The sequence below is a fragment of the Pseudomonas sp. P5_B3 genome (genome assembly GCF_056400405.1).
In genome coordinates this window covers 15,598-38,203 of the sequence record NZ_JBFULI010000025.1, presented here as the reverse complement: position 1 = coordinate 38,203, position 22,606 = coordinate 15,598, and the positions used below count along the sequence as shown (strand labels likewise).

The following is a 22,606-nucleotide window of genomic DNA, read 5'->3' as shown; positions in this document are numbered from 1 at the left end:
CCGTTACACGCTTGATAACAAAAATAAAACAAAGCTCTTGAGGAGGCTGCATGGCCTTTCACCCAATCGCCGCTGACGATGACGACTCCAGCGGAGTCGGCGTTGCGCGCCAATATGCCTGGATCGTCTTTGCACTGACGTTCGGCCTGTTGATTTCCGATTACATGTCGCGTCAGGTACTGAACGCGGTGTTCCCGCTGCTCAAGACTGAGTGGGCGTTGAGCGACGGACAGCTCGGTCTGCTCAGCGGCATCGTTGCCCTGATGGTCGGCCTGCTGACGTTTCCCCTGTCGTTGATGGCCGACCGTTTCGGCCGGGTCAAGAGCCTGGCGCTGATGGCGTTCCTGTGGAGCGTGGCGACCCTGGGTTGCGCGCTGGCGCAGGACTACCAGCAGATGTTCATCGCGCGATTCATGGTCGGCGTCGGTGAAGCGGCCTACGGCAGCGTGGGCATCGCCGTGGTGATCTCGGTGTTCCCCAAACACATGCGCGCCACCCTGGCCAGTGCCTTCATGGCCGGCGGGATGTTCGGTTCGGTGTTGGGCATGGCTTTGGGTGGTGCGATTGCCGCCAAGCTGGGCTGGCGCTGGTCGTTCGCCGGCATGTCGCTGTTTGGCCTGGTGCTGGCGGTGCTCTATCCGCTCATCGTCAAGGAAGCGCGCATTGCGCCACAACGTGCCGCGCAGATTGCGAACAAGACGGCCGCCGCGGTCAAGCGTCCGCTGCGCACGCTGTGGTCCAGCCGCTCGGTGGTGGCGACCTACGTCGCCAGCGGCTTGCAGTTGTTCGTCGGCGGTACAGTGATGGTGTGGATTCCCAGCTACCTCAACCGCTACTACGACATGCCTACCGACAAGGCCGGTGGCATGGCGGCGATCATCGTGTTGTGCAGCGGCGCGGGGATGATCCTGTGCGGCATGCTCAGCGACCGCCTGTGTCGGAACTCGCCGGAGCGCAAGGTCAGCCTGGCCATTGGTTTTTGCCTGGGCAGTTGCCTGCTGCTGTCGGCAGCGTTCGCATTATCGGCAGGGCCTGTGCAACTGGCGCTGATCTGTCTGGGCATGGCGATTGCCACCGGCACCACTGGCCCCGCCGGTGCGATGGTTGCCAACCTGACCCATTACTCCGTCCACGGTACGGCGTTCGCCACGCTGACCCTGGCCAATAACCTGCTGGGGCTGGCCCCCGGGCCGTTCCTGACTGGCCGTGTGTCCGACCTCATCGGTCTGCATGCCGCGTTTCAACTGGTGCCACTGGTCAGCCTCGCGGCGGCGGCGGTGTTCTTTTATGCCAAGTGTCATTACCACAAAGATATTGCCCGCCTTCAGGGTCAGAGCGTGCCTGACCCTGTCCGTGAAGCCGGGATAGAGGTGAAGTTGTGAGTCGTCGTTTACGTATTGATGTGTTTTTCGATTTTATCTGCCCCTGGTGCCTGATCGGCAAACGCCAACTGGAGCATGCGCAGGTGCAGTTTCGCAGCCGTCACCCGGATGTGCAGATCACCACGGCGTGGCACGGGGTGCAGTTGCTGCCTCAGATACCGGTACAAAGTGAACCCTTCGCCGATTTCTACCGCAAGCGCCTGGGCAATGCCGACGCGGTGGCCATGCGTCAGAACCAGGTACAGCAAGCTGCCGGGGCGGTTGGACTGGCCATCGACCTCAGCCGTATCGAGACGATGCCCAACACCGCGGACGCCCATCGTTTGTTCGAGCGTGCCAGCGCACTGGGCAATGCCAGTCAGCGTGAAATGTTGCTCGAACGCCTGTTCGCCGCTTATTTCCTGAGACGCGAAAACCTCGGTTGCCGTGAGACCTTGCTGGCCATTGCCCGCTCCTGCGGCGTCGACACGAACGAAGTGCTCGATTGCCTGAAGGGCGACGCCACGCCATTTGCAGGATCCCCCGGCGCGACCAGTGGCGTGCCGAGCTTTCAGTTCGACGGTCGCCTGACGGTGATCGGTGCGCAACCTGCCCAGGCGCTGCTCGGGGCCATGAACGAAGCCCTCAAGGAAAGTGACCGCGAGCGGCAGCCAGCATGACCCGGCGCATTCCCGTACCTGCCGGCAAACACCCGCAGGCCGGTGGCCGAGCGCTGTTCGAATTCGATGACAAAAGCCTGGCGCTGTTCAACGTCGACGGGCAGCTGTTTGCCATCGACGACAGCTGCCCGCATCAGGGCGCCTCGCTGTGTGGCGGGCGCCTTGAGGGCCGGGTGATTCAATGCTGCGCCCATGGCCTGCGCTTCGATTTGCGCAGCGGCTACATGCTCAATTCCACCCAGGTCAAAGTCACCAACTACCCGGTCGAGAACATCGACGGCCAGGCGTTTATCGTCATCGCATCCGAGGAGAACGCGCCATGAGCGCCATTGCTCTTACCCGTATCCACAGTCGCACGCGCGAACTGGCACCGGGGCTTATCGTCAGCCTGATCGTGGCGGCCGCCGCGTCGTTCCTGTCCGAGCACTACGGTGCGCCGGTCATGCTGTTCGCCTTGCTGCTGGGCATGGCCCTGAATTTTCTCGCCGATGACGGCCCGTGCAAGGCCGGTATCGAGTTCACTGCGCGCACGGTGCTGCGCATCGGCGTGGCGCTGCTGGGCATGCGCATCACCCTGGAGCAGATGGCGGCGCTGGGCTGGAAGCCGATAGCCCTGGTAGTGATTCTGGTGGTGGTGACCATCAGCGTTTCGGTGGTCGCGGCCAAGGCCCTGGGTTTCCAGCGCCTGTTCGGCATGCTCACCGGCGGCGCGACGGCCATCTGCGGCGCCTCGGCGGCCCTGGCACTGGCGGCGGCGCTGCCGAACCATCCGCAGAAAGAACGCGCCACACTGTTCACGGTCATCGGTGTTTCGGCGTTGTCGACGATGGCGATGATCGTCTACCCGATGATCGCCAACTGGCTGGAGTTGTCGCCGCAGGTCGCAGGCGTATTCCTCGGCGCCACGATCCACGACGTGGCCCAAGTGGTCGGCGCCGGCTACAGCATGTCGACCGAGACCGGCGACACGGCCACAGTGGTCAAGCTGATGCGCGTTGCCATGCTGCTGCCAGTGATCGTCACCGCGGCGATGATCACCCGCATGCAAGGCGCCGATCCGACCGGCAAGCGCCCGCCGCTGTTGCCGTGGTTCGCCGTCGGCTTTCTGATTCTGGCCTGCATCAACAGCACCGGCTGGATAGCGCCTGCGGTGCAGGGATCGGTCAACGAACTGTCGCGCTGGTGCCTGGTGATTTCCATCAGTGCCCTGGGCATGAAGACCCGCCTCAAGGAGCTGGCGGCGGTCGGGATCAAACCGATTCTGCTGATGGTGGGGGAGACGGTGTTCCTGGTGGTGCTGGTGCTGTTGTTGCTGCGCTGGGGGCTCTAGTCTTCAGCCAGACACAAAACCTGTAGGAGTGAGCCTGCTCGCGATAGCGGTCCGAGATTCAGCATTGATGTCGACTGACACTCCCTCATCGCGAGCAGGCTCGCTCCTACAGGGATTGCATTTTAATTTCGCGCTTTCGGTGACTGTGCCAGCAGTCGCCGTTTTTTTTTGCCGGGCTGTCAGGACGACTTCGCCCCCGCCTGTTTCTGCGCCCGCCACGTCGCCGGCGGCATTCCAAACTGGCTGATAAACCATCGCGTAAACGAACTCGCCATCGAGTAGCCAAGCATGTCGGCAATGCGGCTGAGGGAGTAGTTCGGGTTGTCCAGGTAGCGCAGCACCAGGTCGCGGCGCACGTCGTTGATCACGTCGTTGAAGGCGCAGCCGTCGTCCTTGAGGCGGCGTTGCAGGGTGCGCACGTTCATGCCCTGGCTCTGGGCGACTTGTTCGATGGTGGCGCGCCCCATGGGCAGCAGCAGGTAGATGGCCTTGCGCACCTCGAACAGCATCGAGGCGCCTTCGTGGTTCTGCAGCGAGTCGAGGTAGCCCTGGGCGTAGCGGGCCATGGCCGGGTCGGCGTTGGGGTTGGTCATGTCGAGGCTGACGTCCGGGCAGACGATGCCGTTGAACTCGCTGCCGAACTCCAGGTTGCAGCCGAACAAGCGGCGATGCAGGTGCAGGTTGTCCGGTGGCTGGTGCATGAAGTTGACGCTGTAGGGGTGCCAGTGCGAGCCGAGCAGGGCCGAGCACAACCGGAACATCACGCCGATGGCCAGCTCCGTGGCCTGGCGGCTGGGCATGGGCGTTTCGGTGACCACCTCTTCGCGAATGATCACCATCTTGCCGGCCTCTTCGATGAAGATCGCCAGCGAGTCGTTCATCAGGTGCCGATAATCCACCACGACCTGCAAGGCATCGCGCAGGGTGCGCTGGTGGCTGAGCAGCAGGCTGACCACGCCGAAGTCCGAGAGTTGGCGCGACTCGGCCATGCTCAGGCCGAAGGTCTGGCAGCCGCTGGCGGCGGCCGAGTCTTCCAGCAAGCGCACGGCGGCATCGATCTGGATACGGTGTTCAGGGGCTTGCAGTTGGGCTCTGCTCAGGCCGACAGCGGCCAGCACGTCGCGTGGGTTGAAACCCAGGTACTGGGTGACCTCCAGGTAGTTGGTCAAGACAGCGGCGCGAACAAGCTTGGTCATGCGAAAGTCTTCCCTGGGCCGATGGCGGTTGGCGTGAGCGTGGCGACTATATCCAGCGTATCAACAGTTGAACAGTTGTCATGTCGTTGATGGTTTTCATGCTGTCCGGTCACCAATCTTCTACGCTGCAGGGAGCCATCAGCGCTCATCCGTTGATTACAGTGACCTTGCGCCAACCTGGGGGATTTTTCGACCGGCGGTCGCGCTGTCCTGCTGTCCGACAATTTGTCATCAAAAGAAAAGTGCCTGACGTCCAATGTAAAGCGCTTCGGGTGGGCGCTCTTTAATGTCGACCCTACAAAAAGCCCCTGGCGAAAACAGCCAGTCGAGTTATCGAGAAAGCGAAGGTGTTGACCGTGGACAAACTGCAAACTGCCGCCACCATTCTGATCGTTCCGGGTCTGCGCGAGCACGTGGCCGAACATTGGCAAACATTGCTTGCCGCCAGGCTGAGCAACGTGCGCAGTGTTGCGCCGCTTACGACCGACAAACTCGATTGCATGGCCCGTGTGCGGGCGATTCAACACGAACTCGAACAGATCGACGGGCCCGTGATTCTGGTGGCCCACAGCGCCGGCGTGCTGATGGTCGCGCACTGGGCTGCGCACTACAGCCGTCCGATCAAGGGCGCCTTGCTGGCCGCGCCACCGGACCTCGATGCGGTCTGGCCGGCAAACTATCCTTCTTCCGAAACCCTGCGTAGCCAGGGCTGGAATCCTCTGCCCCTGGGCCCGCTGCCATTTCGCAGCATCGTGACCGGCAGCACCAACGATCACCTGGCCAGTCTTGCTGCGGTCACCCGCATGGCGGAAGGCTGGGGCGCTGAATTGCTCGATCTGGGCGATGTCGGCCATCTCAATCCGGCCGCAGGATTTGGCCATTGGCAGCAAGCCGAGGCACTCATCCAGGAGCTGGATCGCTAGTACAAGGAGCTGGACTGGCAGTACGCCAACCGGCATTTGCCCTCATTCCTTAAACGCAAACCCACAGAGGCTTGCGCGAGGGCGGCTGCGCTTAAAACAAATACAAAAAGGCGGAGACAACGCAATGCACAACAATAAGAGTCACGGCTTCACTGCAGCACGCTACACCTTGCTGGCCTCGGCCATTCTGGCCGTCATCGCGCCGACGGCCCATGGGTTCGAGCTCGATCTGGGCAATCCGGACTGGACCGCGCGTCTGGATAACACCGTGAAGTACAACTACGGCGTACGCACCGAAAGCGCTGACAAACGCATGTTGGGAACGCCGAACAACAACGACGGCGACTTCAACTTCCGCAAGGCCGGCACCAACATCACCAACCGTATCGACCTGTTGACCGAAATGGATGTGGTCTACAAGAACGCCATGGGTTTTCGCGTCAGCGCCGCCAGCTGGTACGACAAGGCCTATGACAACACCGGTTCCAATTCCAACCCGTTCGTCAACGGCAACGATGCGCGTTCGGGCCTGATCGCCAACGACCCGCGCCTGGCCGGGGTGACCCATGACAACGTCGGCAATGGCAGCCCGCACCTGAGCAACTATGCCCAGCGCTACTACAGCGGTCCTTCGGGCGAAATCCTCGATGCCTTCGTGTTCTACAGCACCGAAGTGGGCGAGGAGTCGATGTTCAGCGTCAAGGCCGGTCAGCACAACGTGTTCTGGGGCGAGACCATTCTCAACCCGGTGCACTCGGTCAGCTATGGTCAGTCCGGCCTCGACCTGGCCAAGCTTGCCGCGTCGCCGGGCACCGAAGCCAAGGAACTGTTTGTCCCGCGTAACCAGTTGTCGATGTCGTTCACCGTCAATCCCGAGCTGACCGTGGGTGCCCAGTACTTCCTCGATTGGGACGCCGCGCGTCTGCCGGAAGCCGGTACTTACTACGGTGGTTCCGATCTGGTCGGCTTTGGTGCGCAATCGTTCCTGCTCGGCAACACCAATGGCGTGGTGCCCGGCAGTCCGCTGGGTTGTGGCCTGGCGCCGTGCAATGCGTTGACCAACGTGCGTCGCGGACATGACCTGACACCGGGCAGCAGCGGCGACTGGGGCGTCATGGCCAAGTGGTCACCGGCCTGGCTCGATGGCACCCTCGGCGTCTACTACCGCGAGACTTCGGAAATCCTGCCGCAAGCCTTTCTGGACGCCAGGGGCATCACCTCGGCCAACCCCAACGGCACCCGGCCGGCAGGGCAAGTGCCTGCGGTGATCAACACCCTCAATTCGCTGGACACCGCCACCTATCAGATGGCCTATGCCGACAACATCAAGATCCTTGGCCTGAGCCTGTCCAAGGACGTGGGCGGGATCAGCGTCGGTTCGGACCTGAACATCCGTCACAACATGCCGCTGGCCAGTATCCCGGCGATCGTCAGTACCCGCAGCCCGCTGGGCCTGGGGCAAGGGCTTGGTCTGCTGCCTGCACGTACCGACGCCACCGGTGTGGTCTACGACACCCCGAGCCGCGGCGACAGCATGAGCGCCACCGGTGACACCTTGCACTGGACGCTCAACGGTCTGATGACCCTGCCGAAAACGCCGGTGTTCGATCAGGCAACCGTGCTTGCCGAGCTGTACTACAGCAACCTGCTCAAGCTCGATGACAAGAACTCGGCACTCTACAAGGGCAAGGACAGCTATCGCGGCATCGACGCGCCGACCCGTGACAACTGGGGCATCGCGGTCAACTTCACGCCGACCTGGTACCAGGTGTTTCCCGGTGTCGACCTCAACGCGCCGATGTCGGTCAACGTCGGTCTCGCTGGCGTGTCGCCGGTCTCCGGTGGCGGTGCCAAGGACACCGGCAACTATGCCGTGGGCGTGGGTGCCGTTGTGTACAACAAATACTTCGTTGACCTGAAGTACGTGGACTCCTTCGGCAAAACCGAAAAATGCAATGTCAGCGGTGTGAGTACCGGCCCGAATGGCGGTGACGGCTCCACGCCCAACGCCTTTAGCGGCAACGAAAACTACGCCTGTTTCGCCGGTGGCTACTCGTCCTTCTCCGGAGGGGGTGCCACGACTGAGGACCGTGGCGCCGTGTACCTGACGATGAAAACAACCTTTTGATTCACCACTGATTTGCTCAATGCAAGCAGGAGAATAACAAGATGAAATTCGCACAAACCGTGTTGGCCGCTTCGCTGGCCATGGTCCTTGCCGCCCAGGCACAGGCCGCTGTTTCAACCCAGGAAGCTGCCAAGCTGGGCACCAGCCTGACACAGGCAGGGGCTGAAAAAGCCGGGAACGCTGATGGTTCCATTCCTGCCTATAACGGTGGCTTGACCACTGCGCCGGCGAGCTTCAAGGCCGGCGACAGCATGCGCCCGGATCCGTTTGCCAGTGAAAAGCCGCTGCTGGTGATCGACGGCAAGAACGTCGATCAGTACAAGGGCCTGCTCACAGCGACCACGGTAGAACTGGCCAAGCGTTTCCCGACGTTCCGTGTCGACGTGTTCCCGACGCATCGCACCGTTTCGCTGCCTCAAGCGATTCTGGATAACGGCGTGAAGAACGCCAGCGGCGCCAAATCCCTGGAAGGTGGCCTGGCCATCGACAACGTGCTGCCGGGCATTCCGTTCCCGATTCCGCAGACGGGCAACGAAGCGATGTGGAACTTCCTGTTGCGCTACCAAGGCGTCAGCATCAGCTCCAAGTACGACTCCTGGAACGTCGACTCCGCCGGTGTGCCAAGCCTGGCGACCACCGGGCAAGCGAACATCTCCTACCCGATCTATGAAAACCTCTCGCAGCCGATCAGCAGCGCCGACGTGTACTACCAGATGAAGCTGGCGTACACCGGCCCTGCGCGCCGGGCCGGTGAGGCGATCATGCTCAAGGACGCCGCCAACCCGTTGCAGCAGCCGCGTCGCGCCTGGCAATACCTGCCGGGCCAGCGTCGAGTGAAACTGGCGCCGAGCCTGGCCTACGACACGCCTAACCCGGGTACCGCCGGTGCGGGCACCTACGATGACGTGTTCGTGTTCAACGGTGCACTGGATCGCTACGACTGGAAACTGGTCGGCAAGCAGGAAATGATCGTGCCCTACAACACCTACAAGCTGACCTACGTGCAGGATCCGAAGTCGCTGACCACGGCCAATCACCTGGCACCGGACTTCGTGCGCTGGGAGAAACACCGTGTATGGGTCGTCGAAGGCAACCTCAAGGCCGGTGCCCGTCACATCTACGCCAAGCGCCGCTTCTACCTCGACGAAGACAGCTGGACCGCTCTGGCCTCGGATCAATATGACGCCCGTGGTCAGCTCTATCGTGGTTCGTTTGCCTTCCTGAGCCAGAGCTACGACAAGCAGGTTCCGGATTCGACGCCCTTCATGATCTACGACCTGGTCGGTGGTTCGTACAACATCAACGGTGTAGTCGGCCCTTACGGCGGCATTAAGTACATCGAGCCGCTCTCCAAGGCGCAGTGGTCTTCGGAATCCCTGGCCGGCGCCGGCATTCGCTAAGCCAACCGCAAGCAAACGCTCGCACGATCCACTGTGGGAGCGAGCCTGCTCGCGATGGACGTTAACGATGACGCGTGCTTTCTGGATGCCCGCGTCGCCCTCTGGTCCATCGCGAGCAGGCTCGCTCCCACATGAGCTGCACGGCGCGAGGTGTGGCGCGGTTTTCCGATGAGGACGCAGTATGTGTTCGTATAAAAATAATATTTTGCGGCTGGCGTTTGGTGTCGTGCTCGGCCTGTCGCACGGCATCGCCCAGGCGGCCAATTACGTCGATGTGCTGGACCTGCCCGCCAGGGTCAGCGCCTTGGCGATCAACAGCCCTTTGTCCGGCATGGCCCGCGCCGGCGGGCGCGTGATCGCCGTCGGCCAGCGTGGCCATATTCTGTTTTCCGATGATGCCGGCAAGCATTGGCAGCAGGCCGCCGTGCCGGTCAGTGCCGATCTCACTGCGGTGAATTTTCCGACCACCACCCAGGGCTGGGCGGTGGGTAATGACGGCGTAGTGCTGCACAGCATTGACGCTGGTGCGACCTGGCACAAGCAACTCGACGGTCGCCAGATCGGCGCCTTGCTGGTCAAGCATTACACGGCGCTGGCCAGCGCCGAACCGGGCAATGAGCAATGGCCCCAGTTGGCTATGGAAGGCCAACGACTAGCCGATCAGGGCGCGGACAAACCGCTGCTCGACGTCTGGTTCGCCAACGACAAAACCGGCTATGTGGTCGGCGTATTCAACCTGATCCTGCGCACCGACGATGGTGGCCTGACCTGGACGCCATTCCAGGACCGCACTGACAACCCGCAAGGTTTCCACCTCAACGCCATCGCCTCCACCGGTGACAGTGTGTACATCGCTGGCGAGCAAGGCCTGTTGCTCAAGTGGGACGACAGCGCCCAACGCTTCAATGCCATGCCGACGCCTTATCAAGGCAGCTTCTTCGGCGTGCTCGGCAAGCCTGGCGAAGTGCTGATCTACGGCCTGCGCGGCAACGTGCTGCGCAGCACCGACGGCGGCCAGAGCTGGACTGCGCTGGACAGCGGCCTGCACGTCAGCATCACCGCGGGCCTGATCGATGCCCGTGGCAACTATCGCTTGTTCACCCAGGGCGGGCAGATGCTGGTCAGCCAGGGGACGGGTGCGCAGTTGCATCTGGTGCGGCAACCGGCACCGACCCCGGTCGCCGGTGCCGCCCAGTCCGCCGCTGGCGCCTTGGTGCTGGCCGGCAGCCGTGGTGCCCGGACGCTGTCCGCCGACCCAGCCCTCGAACCCTAAGAGCGAGAACCCAGACATGGGCAATATCAAACAAGACGCCATGCCGGTGATCCGCGAACTGCGGGATTTCGACCAGCGCTCCGGCAACCTCCTCGAACGGCTGGTGTTCAACTACCGGCCGCTGTTCATGCTGCTGATGGCGCTCGCCACCGTGGTGCTGGGCTTCATGGCCGTGACTCGCCTGGAGTTGCGCCCCAGCTTCGAAAAAATGATTCCGCAGAGCCAGCCCTACATCCAGAACTTCCTGGAAAACCGCCAGTCGCTGCGCGGTCTGGGCAACTCGGTGCGGGTGGTGGTCGAGAACACCCAGGGCGATATTTTCGATCCGCAATACCTCGACGTGCTCAAGCAGGTCAACGACCAGCTGTTCCTCACCGAAGGCGTCGACCGCGCCTGGATGAAGTCGCTGTGGAGCCCGGCCGTGCGCTGGACCGAAGTCACCGAGGACGGTTTCCAGGGTGGCCCGGTGATGCCCGACAGTTATCAGGGCTCGCCCACCGACATTGAACAGCTGCGTCAGAACATTTCCCGCGCCGGCATCGTTGGCAGTCTGGTGGCCAGCGACTTCAAGTCGACCATGCTGATCGTGCCGCTGATGGACAAAGCCGCGGCCGGTGGCCAACGCATCAACTACCACGCCTTCTCGCAGATGCTCGAAGAGCAGTTGCGCGACAAGATCGAATACGTCGGTGACAGCGCTGCGCGTAAATCCGGGGTCGAAGGCACCGGCCATTACAAGGTCCGGGTAATCGGCTTCGCCAAGCTCATGGGCGACCTGATCGACGGCCTGATCCAGGTGATGATGTTCTTCGGCCTGGCCGTGGTCACTTCGCTGATCATCATCTACGCCTACACCCGATGCGTGCGCAGCACCCTGCTGGTGGTCGGCTGCTCGCTGATCGCGGTGGTCTGGCAACTGGGCATCGTCGCCTGGCTCGGCTACGCCATCGACCCGTACTCGGTGCTGGTGCCGTTCCTGATCTTCGCCATCGGTGTGTCCCACGCGGCGCAGAAGATGAACGGCATCATGCAGGACATCGCCCGTGGCACCCACAAACTGATCGCCGCGCGCTACACCTTCCGCCGTCTGTTCATCGCCGGTGTCACCGCACTGCTGGCCGATGCCGTGGGCTTCGCCGTGTTGATGTTGATCGACATTCCGGTGATCCAGGACCTGGCAATCACCGCCAGCATCGGTGTCGCTGTACTGATCTTCACCTCGCTGTTGCTGATGCCGGTGGCGCTGTCCTACGTCGGAGTCGGCGCCAAGGCCGCCGAGCGTGCGCTGAAAATCGACAACCGCGCAGAGACGCACAAAGGCTTCGGCAGACTGTGGGACGCGCTCGATCGCTTCACCACCGCCAAGTGGGCCACCGGTGCCGTGCTGGTCGCCATCTTGATGGGCATTGGCGGCTATGTGGTCAGCCTGAACCTGAAGATCGGCGACCTCGACAGCGGGGCGCCGGAGTTGCGCGCCGACTCGCGCTACAACCGCGACAACGCCTACATCACCCAGCATTACGCGCTGTCCAGCGACCTGTTCGCGGTGATGATCAAGACCGCGCCGGAAGGCTGCCTGAACTACCAGACCCTGGTCCTCGCCGACCGCCTGGCCTGGGAGCTGCAACAGTATCCGGGTGTGCAGGCGACTGCGTCCTTGGTCAACGCGGTACGTCAGATCACCGCCGGCACTTATGAAGGCAACCCTAAGCTCAACAGCATCCAGCGCAACCAGGACGTGCTCAACTACGCCGCGCAACAGGCCTCGGTCAACTCGCCGGAGCTGTTCAACACCGATTGTTCGCTGATGCCGGTGATCACCTTCCTCAAGGATCACAAGGCCGAAACCCTGGACGCGGTGGTGGCGATTGCCGACAAGTTCGCCAAGGAAAACAGCACCGCGGATCGCCAGTTCCTGCTCGCCGCCGGTACTGCCGGTATTGAAGCCGCGACCAACATCGTGGTGCGCGAAGCCAATCGCACCATGCTGCTGTACGTGTATGCGGCGGTGACGCTGTTCTGCCTGATCACCTTCCGCAGCTGGCGCGCCACGCTGGTGGCGCTGTTGCCGCTGGTGCTGACCTCGATCCTCTGCGAAGCCTTGATGGTGGCCATGGGCATCGGCGTGAAAGTCGCGACCCTGCCGGTGATCGCCCTCGGCGTGGGCATCGGCGTCGACTACGCCTTGTACCTGCTCAGCGTGCAGTTGCACTTCCAGCGCCAGGGCTTGCCGTTGTCCCAGGCTTACCGCAATGCCGTGTCGTTCACAGGCAGAGTGGTCGGGCTGGTGGGCATCACCCTTGCCGCCGGCGTGGTGTGCTGGGTGTGGTCGCCGATCAAGTTCCAGGCCGACATGGGCATCCTGCTGACCTTCATGTTCCTGTGGAACATGCTCGGCGCGCTGATCCTGATTCCGGCCCTGTCCTGGTTCCTGCTGCGCGAACGGGCCCCTCAGCCCGGTTCTGTCGCGGTAACCGAAAACGCTGAATCCACTGAACGTCCCGGCATGCCCCATGCCGTGACCACTTCCGAGTAAGCCAAGATGTCTGATTACAAAGCTCCCCTGCGCGACATGCGCTTCGTACTCAACGAGGTTTTCCAGGTGTCCCGGCTCTGGGCACAATTGCCCGGCCTGGCCGAGGTGATCGATGAGGAAACCGCCGCCGCCATCCTCGAAGAGGCCGGCAAGATCAGCGGCGAAGTGATCGCGCCACTGAACCGCGCCAGCGACGAACAGGGCTGCACCTGGAACGACGGCGCGGTCACCGCCCCGGACGGTTTTGCCCAGGCCTATCAAGCCTTCGCCGAAGGCGGTTGGGTGGGTGTCGGCGGTGATCCGCAGTACGGCGGCATGGGCATGCCCAAGGCGATTTCGGCGCAGGTCGAAGAGATGGTCAACTCGGCCAGTCTGTCGTTCGGCCTGTACCCGATGCTGACCGCCGGCGCCTGCCTGTCGATCAAGGCCCACGCCAGCGAAGAACTGAAAGCGGCTTACTTGCCGAACATGTACGCCGGCACCTGGACCGGTTCGATGTGCCTGACCGAAGCCCATTCCGGTACCGACCTGGGCCTGATCCGCACCAAGGCCGAACCCCAGGCCGATGGCAGCTACAAGGTCAGTGGTAGCAAGATCTTCATCACCGGCGGCGAGCACGACCTGACCGAAAACATCATCCATCTGGTGCTGGCTCGCCTGCCCGATGCACCGGCCGGGCCGAAAGGCATCTCGCTGTTCCTGGTACCGAAAGTGCTGGTCAACGCCGACGGTTCGCTGGGTGAAAACAACGCGCTGTCCTGCGGTTCCATCGAACACAAGATGGGCATCAAGGCCTCCGCCACCTGCGTGATGAACTTCGACGGCGCCACCGGCTGGATCGTCGACGCGCCAAACAAGGGCCTGGCGGCCATGTTCACCATGATGAACTACGAGCGTCTGGGCGTGGGCATCCAGGGCCTGGCGCAGGGTGAGCGTTCGTACCAGAACGCCGTCGCATACGCCCGTGACCGCCTGCAAAGCCGCGCACCGACCGGCGCGCAGCACAAGGACAAAGCGGCCGACCCGATCATCGTCCACCCGGACGTGCGCCGCATGCTGTTGACCATGAAAGCCTTGAACGAAGGCGGCCGTGCGTTCTCCAGCTACGTGGCCCTGCAACTGGACATCGCCAAGTACAGCGAAGACGCACCGACACGCCAACGCGCGCAGGATCTGGTATCGCTGCTGACCCCGGTGGCCAAGGCCTTCCTAACCGATATGGGCCTGGAAACCACTTTGCACGGTCAGATGGTATTCGGTGGCCACGGCTACATCCGCGAATGGGGCCAGGAGCAACTGGTGCGTGACGTGCGCATCACCCAGATCTACGAAGGCACTAACGGCATCCAGTCCCTGGACCTGGCCGGGCGCAAGATCGTTGGTAGCGGCGGGGCGCTGTACCGCTTGTTCGCTTCGGAAATCCGCGAATTCACCGCCAGCGCTGGCGCTGATCTCGGCGAGTTCACCCAGCCGTTGAACGCCGCCGTCGACACCCTCGACGAGCTGACCGCGTGGCTGCTCGACCGGGCACAAAACAACCCGAACGAAATCGGCGCGGCCTCGGTCGAGTACCTGCACGTGTTCGGCTACACCGCGTACGCCTACATGTGGGCACGCATGGCCAAGGTCGTCATGAGCGGCGATGCCGAGGACGATTTCTACATCAGCAAACTGGCCACCGCGCGTTTCTATTTCGCCCGGTTACTGCCGCGTATCCACTCGTTGAGCGCATCGGCCAAGGCCGGCAGCGACTGCCTTTACGAGCTGCAAGCCGATCAGTTCTGATCGAAAGGACAAGGAACCTTAATCATGATGGCGACAAAAATAATCCCGCCCGCCGACGGCGCTTATGCCTATCCCTTGCTGATCAAGCAAATGCTGCTGTCCGGCGTGCGCTACCAGCCGGGTCGGGAAATCGTCTACGCCGACAAGCTGCGTTACAGCTACCAGACCCTCAACAAGCGTATTCGCCGCCTGGCCAATGCGCTGACGGCGGCCGGGGTCAAGGCCGGTGACACTGTGGCGCTGCTCGACTGGGACAGCCACCGTTACCTGGAGTGCTTCTTCGCCGTGCCGATGATCGGCGCGGTGCTGCACACGGTGAACATTCGCCTGTCGCCGGAGCAGGTGCTGTTCACCATGAACCACGCCGAGGATGACCTGGTGCTGGTGCATGATGATTTCCTGCCCCTGGTCGAGCAGATCCACGGACGGCTGGAAACCGTAAAAGGCTACCTGCAACTCACCGACGATGAAGCGACCACGACCTCGCTGCCGGTGCTGGGCGAATACGAACACCTGCTGTCCCTGGCCCCGGACCAGTACGACTTCCCAGATTTCGACGAGAACTCGGTCGCCACGCTGTTCTACACCACCGGCACCACCGGTGACCCGAAAGGCGTGTACTTCACGCACCGCCAACTGGTCCTGCACACCCTGAATGCCGTCGGCACCCTGGGCGCCTATCAGGGCCAGCCGCTGCTGCGTTCCGATGACGTGTACATGCCGATCACGCCGATGTTCCACGTGCATGCGTGGGGCGTGCCGTATGTCGCGACCCTGATGGGTATCAAGCAGGTCTACCCCGGCCGCTACGAACCCAACAGCCTGGTCAGGTTGTACCGCGAAGAGAAGGTGACGTTCTCCCACTGCGTGCCGACCATTTTGCAGATGATCCTCAATTGCGAGGAAGGCAAGGCGACCCGTTTCGACGGCTGGAAAATGCTCCTGGGTGGCAGCGCGCTGACCCTGGGCGTGGCCAGCGAAGCCAATGCCAAAGGCATGGTGGTACACGCCGGCTACGGCATGTCCGAGACCTGTCCGTTGCTGTGCCTGACGTACCTGCGTGATGAAGACCTGCAACTGTCCGCCGAAGCGCAACTGCCGATCCGCATCAAGACCGGCACGCCGGTGCCGATGGTCGACCTGAAGATCATCGACGCCGACGGCAATGACGTGGCCCATGACGGCGAGTCCCTGGGCGAGATCGTGGTGCGCGCGCCGTGGCTGACCCAGGGCTACCTGAAAGCCCCGGACAAAGGTGCGGAGCTGTGGCACAACGGCTGGTTGCACACCGGAGACATGGCCTCGATCGACAAGCTGGGCGGCGTGGAAATCAAGGACCGCATCAAGGACGTGATCAAGACCGGCGGCGAGTGGATCAGCTCTCTTGAACTGGAAAGCCTGATCAGCGAACACCCGGGCGTGATGTCCGTCGCCGTGGTGGGCATTGCCGACGAACAATGGGGTGAACGCCCGATGGCCATGGTCGTCTGCGAACCGGGGCATTACCTCGACCGCAAGATTCTGGAGGTGCATTTGCAAGCTTTCGTTGACGGCGGGCGCATCAACAAATGGGCGATCCCCAAGCAGTTCAAGTTCGTGACCGAAATCCCCAAGACCAGCGTCGGCAAGATCAACAAGAAGCTGATCCGGGAAACTGAAGCGAACTGAGGGATAAACCTGCCGCTGCTGCTGTTGTTGTAGGAGCGAGCCTGCTCGCGATGGACTGGAGAGCGCCGCGTTTAACCAGTAAACACGCGTAATCGTTAACGACCATCGCGAGCAGGCTCGTTCCTACAAGAATCCACCGTCACCAGGCGGTTTCTGGATAGTTTGCGGGGCGTCATCTTTGTCATAGTCCTCGCCAAAGATAACGCCCCGTCGGTCGCGGTTTTCAGCGCTTGTGCCAAGCTGAACGGGGTATTGAACCGCCGCGTATTCAATTGCCGGTCAGTCAAATCCCAGGAAGCCCACGACATGAACTTCACCCGTGCATCAAACGTCCGCCACGAGTTCTACAAAGCCGTCTGGTTCTATTTCAAAGTGGTGTGGCCGATCTTCTCGATACTGCTGATAGTGATCATTGCGTTCGGCCTCATCATCGCCCAACTGGAAGGATGGAGCCCGGATGACGGTGTCTACTTCGCCTTCGTGACGGGCCTGACCATCGGCTATGGAGAACTGGTGCCCAAATTGGGCGTCTCGCGAGTGCTGGCAGTGTTGCTGGGTTTCAACGGCGTACTGATGACCGCGACGTTCGCGGCGATCAGTGTGCGGGCGATTGAAGTGACCGTGACGGCGGCGCGGAAGGGGGATGAGTAGGGCAAATCCCAACCACAACACAAATCCCCCTGTAGGAGCGAGCCTGCTCGCGATGGCTGCGTAACATTCAGCATTTGTGCTGGCTGATACACCGCTATCGCGAGCAGGCTCGCTCCTACAGTTGTTTAGCTGTTCGGTCGGGATCGTCCAAGACTAAGCCTCCCAACCCGCCCCAGTCACCGCCGCCTGCACCAGCGGGTGCAAATCCGCCCCTTGATGCTCCGTCTGCCAGGCCAGCAATTCCTTGCGCATGCTGGGCGCCCAGTACATCTGCATATGATTGCGCACGCTGAGCACCGCCTGTTGCTGGTCCGGCTGGCTGGCAAAGTACTGGGCAATCTGGTTGGCCATCTTGATCAGGTTGTCCGTACTCATCGGCGCACCTCGGCTTTGGTCCCGCGTTCCTGGCGACGAGCATCAAGCAGGCGCTGTTGTTCGTCGCTGAATTCCTGGAAGCGCTTCTGCCACTCCGAAGGGTGGTACACGCGGCTGACCTCCACGGCGGTGACCTTGTACTCCGGACAGTTGGTGGCCCAGTCGGAGTTGTCGGTGGTGATGACGTTGGCGCCCGACTCCGGGAAGTGGAAGGTGGTGTACACCACGCCCGGGGCGACCCGTTCGGTAATCCGCGCACGCAGCACGGTCTGCCCGGCGCGGCTGCCGATGCCGACCCAGTCACCTTCGTTGATGCCACGGCTCTCGGCGTCGCTCGGGTGGATTTCCAGGCGGTCTTCGTCATGCCAGGCGACGTTGTCGGTACGCCGGGTCTGGGCGCCGACGTTGTACTGGCTGAGGATGCGCCCGGTGGTCAGCAGCAGCGGATAGCGACTGTTGACCTTTTCCTCGGTGGGCACGTAGCCGGTGAGCATGAAGCGCCCCTTGCCACGCACGAATTCTTCGATGTGCATGGTCGGCGTGCCGTCTGGTGCCTCGGCGTTGCACGGCCATTGCAGGCTGCCATGGCGCTCAAGTTCGGCGTAGCTGACGTTGGTGAAGGTCGGCGTCAGGCTGGCGATTTCATCCATGATTTGCGATGGATGCTGGTAATTCATCGGGTAGCCCAAGGCATTGGCCAGGGCCACCGTGCCTTCCCAGTCGGCCTTGCCGCCCAGGGGGTCCATGACCTTGCGCACCCGGGAGATGCGTCGCTCGGCGTTGGTGAAGGTGCCGTCTTTTTCCAGGAACGAGCAGCCCGGCAGGAACACGTGGGCGAACTTGGCGGTTTCGTTGAGGAAAATGTCCTGCACCACTATGCATTCCATGGCCGACAGAGCCGCGGTGACGTGCTGGGTATTGGGGTCGCTCTGGGCGATGTCTTCGCCCTGGCAATACAGGCCCTTGAAGCTGCCACCCAAGGCTGCCTCGAACATGTTGGGGATACGCAGGCCCGGGTCGGGTTGCAGGGTGACGTTCCAGGCCTGTTCGAACTGCGCTCGTACCACCTCGTTGGAGACGTGCCGGTAGCCGGGCAGCTCATGGGGGAAGGAGCCCATGTCGCAGGAGCCCTGGACGTTGTTCTGTCCACGCAGCGGGTTCACGCCCACGCCTTCGCGGCCGATGTTGCCGGTGGCCATGGCCAGGTTGGCGATGCCCATCACCGAAGTACTGCCCTGGCTGTGCTCGGTGACACCCAGGCCATAGTAGATCGCCGCATTGCCACCGGTGGCATACAGGCGCGCAGCGGCACGGATGTCGGCAGCGGCTACACCGCAGACAGGGCCAAGGGCTTCCGGCGAGTTTTCCGCACGGCTGACAAACTCACTCCAGATCGCGAAATCGCTACCCTCGCAACGGGCGTCGATAAAGGCCTGGTTGAGCAGTCCTTCAGTGACAATCACATGAGCCAAGGCGTTGAGCATGGCGACGTTGGTGCCGGGGCGCAGGGCCAGGTGATACTCGGCGCGGGCATGCACCGTATCCACCAGATCAATGCGTCGAGGGTCGATGACGATCAGCCGCGCGCCTTCACGCAGGCGGCGTTTGAGCTGGGAGGCGAACACCGGGTGGGCGTCGCTGGGGTTGGCGCCCATCACCAGGATCACGTCGGCCTGCATCACCGAGTCGAAACTCTGGGTGCCGGCGGACTCGCCCAACGTTTGCTTCAGGCCATAACCGGTCGGCGAGTGGCAGACCCGCGCGCAGGTGTCGACGTTGTTGTTGCCGAAGGCGGCGCGCACCAGTTTTTGCACCAGGTAGGTTTCTTCGTTGGTGCAGCGGCTGGAGGTGATGCCGCCAATGGAGTCGCGGCCATATTTTTGCTGCAAGCGGCGGAATTCACTGGCGGCGTAGGTCACTGCTTCATCCCAGCTGACTTCCTGCCAAGGGTCGCTGATGTGCTTGCGGATCATCGGCTTGGTGATGCGATCCGGGTGGGTGGCGTAGCCCCAGGCGAAGCGCCCCTTGACGCAGGAGTGGCCGTGGTTGGCCTGGCCGTTCTTGTCGGGAACCATGCGCACCAGTTGGTCGCCTTTCATCTCGGCACGGAACGAGCAGCCCACGCCGCAATAGGCACAGGTGGTGATCACGCTGCGTTCGGGCTGGCCCAGTTCGACCACGCTTTTTTCCATCAGGGTCGCGGTGGGGCAGGCTTGCACACAGGCGCCGCAGGACACGCATTCCGAGTCGAGGAAATTCTCGCCACCGGCAGCGGCCACGCGGGATTCGAAACCGCGTCCGGTAATGGTCAGGGCAAAGGTGCCCTGGGTTTCTTCGCAGGCGCGCACGCAGCGGTTGCAGACGATGCACTTGCTCGGGTCGTAGTCGAAATAGGGGTTGGAGGTGTCTTTCACGTCCTCCAGATGGTTCTCGCCTTCATAGCCATAACGCACTTCCCGCAGGCCAACCTGGCCGGCGACGGTTTGCAGCTCGCAGTTGCCGTTGGCCGAGCAGGTCAGGCAGTCCAGCGGGTGATCGGAGATGTACAACTCCATGACGTTGCGGCGCAGGGTCGCGAGCTTGGGCGTCTGGGTGTGCACGCTCATGCCTTCGCTGACCGGCGTGGTGCAGGACGCCGGATAACCGCGCATGCCGTCGATCTCCACCAGGCACATGCGGCAGGAGCCAAAAGGTTCCAGGCTGTCGGTGGCACAGAGTTTGGGAATGGTGGTGCCCAGCAACGCGGCGGCGTGCATCACCGAGGTGCCTTCGGGCACGCTGATGCTGCGGCCGTCGATGTTCAGGGTGACTTGTACCTGACTGTCGCGGGCCGGCGTACCGAGGTCGATATCGGTTTTCGGGTCGAAGAGAGTGATCATTGCTCGGCCTCCGAGGCTTGCAGACCGAAGTCAGCGGGGAAGTGCTTGAGGGCGCTGGCCACGGGATAAGACGTCATGCCGCCCAACGCGCACAGCGAACCGTATTGCAGGGTGTCGCACAGGTCCTTGAGGATGATCACCTGCTCATCACGACTGTTTTGGTCTGGCGCGGCCAGCAGGCGGTCGATCACCTCGACGCCACGGGTCGAACCGATACGACAAGGCGTGCATTTGCCACAGGATTCCTCGGCGCAGAACTGCATGGCGAAGCGTGCCATGCGGGCCATGTCCAGTGTGTCGTCAGCCACCACTACACCACCGTGACCGAGCATCGCGCCGATGGCCATAAAGGCTTCGTAATCCAGCGGCGTGTCGAATTGCGAAGGTGGCACCCAGGCGCCGAGCGGGCCACCCACCTGTGCCGCCTTCAACGGCCGGCCACTGGCGGTCCCGCCGCCGTAGTCTTCCACCAGCTCCCGCAAGGTCAGGCCAAAGGCCCGTTCCACCAGACCGCCGCGACGCACATTGCCCGCCAACTGGAAGGGCATGGTGCCCAGCGAGCGACCCATGCCGTAATCGCGATAAAACTGCGCACCCTTGGCCAGAATCAGCGGCACCGAGGCCAAGGTCAGCACGTTGTGCACCAGCGTCGGCAGGCCGAACAACCCCTGCAACGCCGGAATCGGTGGCTTGGCGCGAACGATCCCGCGCTTGCCTTCGAGGGAGTCCAGCAGCGCGGTTTCTTCACCGCAGATGTAGGCACCGGCACCGACGCGCACTTCCATGTCGAAGGCCTGGCCGCTGCCGCCGACATCGGCGCCCAGGTAACCGGCATCTCGGGCGATGTTCAACGCTGCACGCAGCGTGGCCACGGCATCCGGATATTCCGAGCGCACATAGATGTAGCCGTAGGTGGCGCCGACGGTAATGCCGGCAATCGCCATGCCTTCGATCAGCAGGAAGGGGTCGCCTTCCATCAACATGCGGTCGGCAAAGGTACCGGAGTCGCCTTCGTCGGCGTTGCACACAATGTACTTCTGCGCAGCCTGAGTGCCACGCACCGTGCGCCATTTAATCCCGGCGGGGAAGGCTGCGCCGCCACGGCCACGCAGGCCGGAATCGAACACTGCCGTCGCGGTCTGCTCGCCGCCAATGGCGATGGCCTGGGTCAAACCCTCGAAACCGCCGTGGGCCCGGTAATCCTCCAGCGACAGCGGCTGGGTAATGCCGGCGCGGGCGAACAACAGGCGTTGTTGAGACTTCAGATAAGACAATTCTTCCACCAGGCCCAAGGCCAGCGGATGCGTGGATGGCTCGCCTTGCAGCGCATCAAGCACCGACGGCACATCGGCCGCCGTCAGCGGACCGAAGCCGATACGACCTTGCGGGCTGTCCACTTCCAGCAGCGGTTCCAGCCAATACAGACCGCGCGAACTGGTGCGCTGCAGCTCCAGCGGCAGATTGCGTTCCCGGGCCTGAGTGATCAGGGCCACAGCGACCTCATCGGCACCCACGGCACAGGCAAGAGAATCACAAGGCAGATAGAGCGTCGGCATCATGCGTCCTCCCGGCAAGCGTCGAGCAGGGCATCCAGCCGCTCGGCACTGAGCCGCGCATGCACCCGGCCATCCAGCTCCAGAGCGGGCGAACAGGCACAAGCACCAAGGCAATACACCGGACGCAAACTGATGCTGCCATCGGCGCTGCTGCCGTGATCGTCCAGTTGCAGGCGCTCGCGCAACTGCGCGGCCAACTGCTCGGCACCGCGGCTCTGGCAGGACTCGGCCCGGCACAACCGCAGGATATGCCGCGCGGGCGGTGCGGTACGGAAGTCATGGTAAAAACTGATCACCCCGCGAACCTCGGCCTGACTCAGGTTGAGGGCATGGGCAATCTCGGGGACGGCGACATCGGGGATGTAACCGATGCTCTCCTGAATATCATGAAGAATGGGCAACAGCGCACCCGCAGAGCCCTTGTGGCGCTCCAGCAGACTGTTGACCACAGGCAGGTGCAACATCTCATCAGGCATTCAGCAATCCTCACAGTCACGGACAAACCAGGTGGTTGTCGGTTGTCCGAAAGTGTCGGCTGCGGCATTTACACCACGTCACGGTATCGTGGCATCTACAAACCGTCGGCCAGGGCACCCTGAGCGGGCATCTTGTTGTGCCCGGCACGGTCTTCGCCGCACCTCTAAAGGGGCATAAAAGCCAGATTGCCACGCGGCCCTTGATTCGGCTGCACCAGAGCGACGTGTTCGGTTCTGTCTACGACTATCATTAAGTCTAGATGAGCGCTGCAAGGGGCGTTCACACACTGGCCTAATGCCCGAAGGGCTTGTCGATGGCTGATGTATAGCAAGCATTACATGACAAAAAAAGCATCAGATCCTAGGGCAAACCAAGGCTCAGAACTGCT

The 22,606-nt window shown here is 62.4% G+C and carries 17 protein-coding genes; 12 read left to right on the top strand and 5 right to left on the bottom strand.

From position 1 onward, the window contains the following. Positions 1–50: 50 nt before the first annotated feature. The 4 genes from AC1DRN_RS16075 to AC1DRN_RS16060 are packed head-to-tail and all read left to right on the top strand — an operon-like array spanning position 51 to position 3,371. On the top strand, positions 51–1,382 hold the full coding sequence (locus AC1DRN_RS16075; RefSeq protein WP_223460158.1) for an MFS transporter: 1,332 nt from the start codon (positions 51–53) through the stop codon (positions 1,380–1,382). Next, on the top strand, positions 1,379–2,041 hold the full coding sequence (locus AC1DRN_RS16070) for a DsbA family oxidoreductase (protein ID WP_223460160.1): 663 nt from the start codon (positions 1,379–1,381) through the stop codon (positions 2,039–2,041). Before AC1DRN_RS16075 ends, AC1DRN_RS16070 begins: the two co-directional genes overlap by 4 nt. After that, the gene (locus tag AC1DRN_RS16065; RefSeq protein ID WP_223460162.1) at positions 2,038–2,364 is read left to right on the top strand and encodes a Rieske (2Fe-2S) protein; all 327 of its coding nucleotides are present in this window, start codon (positions 2,038–2,040) and stop codon (positions 2,362–2,364) included. The genes AC1DRN_RS16070 and AC1DRN_RS16065 overlap by 4 nt, the downstream gene beginning before the upstream one ends. Beyond that, positions 2,361–3,371 carry a YeiH family protein gene (locus AC1DRN_RS16060; protein WP_223460164.1) on the top strand — a complete coding sequence of 337 codons (1,011 nt, stop codon included), beginning with the start codon at positions 2,361–2,363 and terminating at the stop codon, positions 3,369–3,371. Before AC1DRN_RS16065 ends, AC1DRN_RS16060 begins: the two co-directional genes overlap by 4 nt. A gap of 179 nt (positions 3,372–3,550) precedes the next feature. Here AC1DRN_RS16060 and AC1DRN_RS16055 read toward each other — a convergent pair whose 3' ends face one another. Next, positions 3,551–4,567 carry an AraC family transcriptional regulator gene (locus AC1DRN_RS16055; protein WP_223460166.1) on the bottom strand — a complete coding sequence of 339 codons (1,017 nt, stop codon included), beginning with the start codon at positions 4,565–4,567 and terminating at the stop codon, positions 3,551–3,553. 356 nt (positions 4,568–4,923) lie between these two features. Between AC1DRN_RS16055 and AC1DRN_RS16050 the strand changes: the two genes are divergently transcribed. From AC1DRN_RS16050 to AC1DRN_RS16015, 8 genes are all read left to right on the top strand, one after another. Next, positions 4,924–5,490: an RBBP9/YdeN family alpha/beta hydrolase gene (locus AC1DRN_RS16050; RefSeq protein ID WP_223460168.1), complete on the top strand. Its 567-nt coding sequence runs from the start codon at positions 4,924–4,926 to the stop codon at positions 5,488–5,490. Positions 5,491–5,614: 124 nt separating this feature from the next. Next, entirely contained in the window at positions 5,615–7,618 is a 2,004-nt protein-coding gene (locus AC1DRN_RS16045; RefSeq protein WP_223460171.1) for a DUF1302 domain-containing protein, read from the top strand. A gap of 41 nt (positions 7,619–7,659) precedes the next feature. After that, positions 7,660–9,018: a DUF1329 domain-containing protein gene (locus AC1DRN_RS16040; RefSeq protein WP_223460172.1), complete on the top strand. Its 1,359-nt coding sequence runs from the start codon at positions 7,660–7,662 to the stop codon at positions 9,016–9,018. A gap of 181 nt (positions 9,019–9,199) precedes the next feature. Next, complete coding sequence (locus tag AC1DRN_RS16035; RefSeq protein WP_223460174.1) at positions 9,200–10,291, top strand: WD40/YVTN/BNR-like repeat-containing protein; 1,092 nt, start codon at positions 9,200–9,202, stop codon at positions 10,289–10,291. 16 nt (positions 10,292–10,307) lie between these two features. Next, positions 10,308–12,827, top strand: coding sequence for an efflux RND transporter permease subunit (locus tag AC1DRN_RS16030; RefSeq protein ID WP_223460176.1), 2,520 nt, complete (start codon positions 10,308–10,310; stop codon positions 12,825–12,827). Positions 12,828–12,833: 6 nt separating this feature from the next. Beyond that, positions 12,834–14,612: an acyl-CoA dehydrogenase C-terminal domain-containing protein gene (locus AC1DRN_RS16025; protein ID WP_223460178.1), complete on the top strand. Its 1,779-nt coding sequence runs from the start codon at positions 12,834–12,836 to the stop codon at positions 14,610–14,612. 24 nt (positions 14,613–14,636) lie between these two features. Beyond that, complete coding sequence (locus AC1DRN_RS16020; RefSeq protein ID WP_223460180.1) at positions 14,637–16,280, top strand: fatty acid--CoA ligase; 1,644 nt, start codon at positions 14,637–14,639, stop codon at positions 16,278–16,280. Between the two features lie 306 nt (positions 16,281–16,586). Continuing rightward, positions 16,587–16,931 (top strand): potassium channel family protein, encoded by a 345-nt coding sequence (locus tag AC1DRN_RS16015; protein WP_223460182.1) that lies wholly within the window; start codon positions 16,587–16,589, stop codon positions 16,929–16,931. A 153-nt stretch (positions 16,932–17,084) separates the two neighbouring features. Here the strand turns inward: AC1DRN_RS16015 and AC1DRN_RS16010 are convergent, their stop codons facing one another. The 4 genes from AC1DRN_RS16010 to AC1DRN_RS15995 are packed head-to-tail and all read right to left on the bottom strand — an operon-like array spanning position 17,085 to position 22,217. Then, complete coding sequence (locus AC1DRN_RS16010; RefSeq protein ID WP_046040259.1) at positions 17,085–17,306, bottom strand: formate dehydrogenase subunit delta; 222 nt, start codon at positions 17,304–17,306, stop codon at positions 17,085–17,087. Next, the gene (fdhF, locus tag AC1DRN_RS16005) at positions 17,303–20,185 is read right to left on the bottom strand and encodes a formate dehydrogenase subunit alpha (protein WP_223460184.1); all 2,883 of its coding nucleotides are present in this window, start codon (positions 20,183–20,185) and stop codon (positions 17,303–17,305) included. Before fdhF ends, AC1DRN_RS16010 begins: the two co-directional genes overlap by 4 nt. Then, on the bottom strand, positions 20,182–21,744 hold the full coding sequence (locus AC1DRN_RS16000; protein ID WP_223460186.1) for a formate dehydrogenase beta subunit: 1,563 nt from the start codon (positions 21,742–21,744) through the stop codon (positions 20,182–20,184). Before AC1DRN_RS16000 ends, fdhF begins: the two co-directional genes overlap by 4 nt. Beyond that, positions 21,741–22,217 carry a formate dehydrogenase subunit gamma gene (locus AC1DRN_RS15995; protein ID WP_223460188.1) on the bottom strand — a complete coding sequence of 159 codons (477 nt, stop codon included), beginning with the start codon at positions 22,215–22,217 and terminating at the stop codon, positions 21,741–21,743. Before AC1DRN_RS15995 ends, AC1DRN_RS16000 begins: the two co-directional genes overlap by 4 nt. Positions 22,218–22,606: the final 389 nt, after the last annotated feature.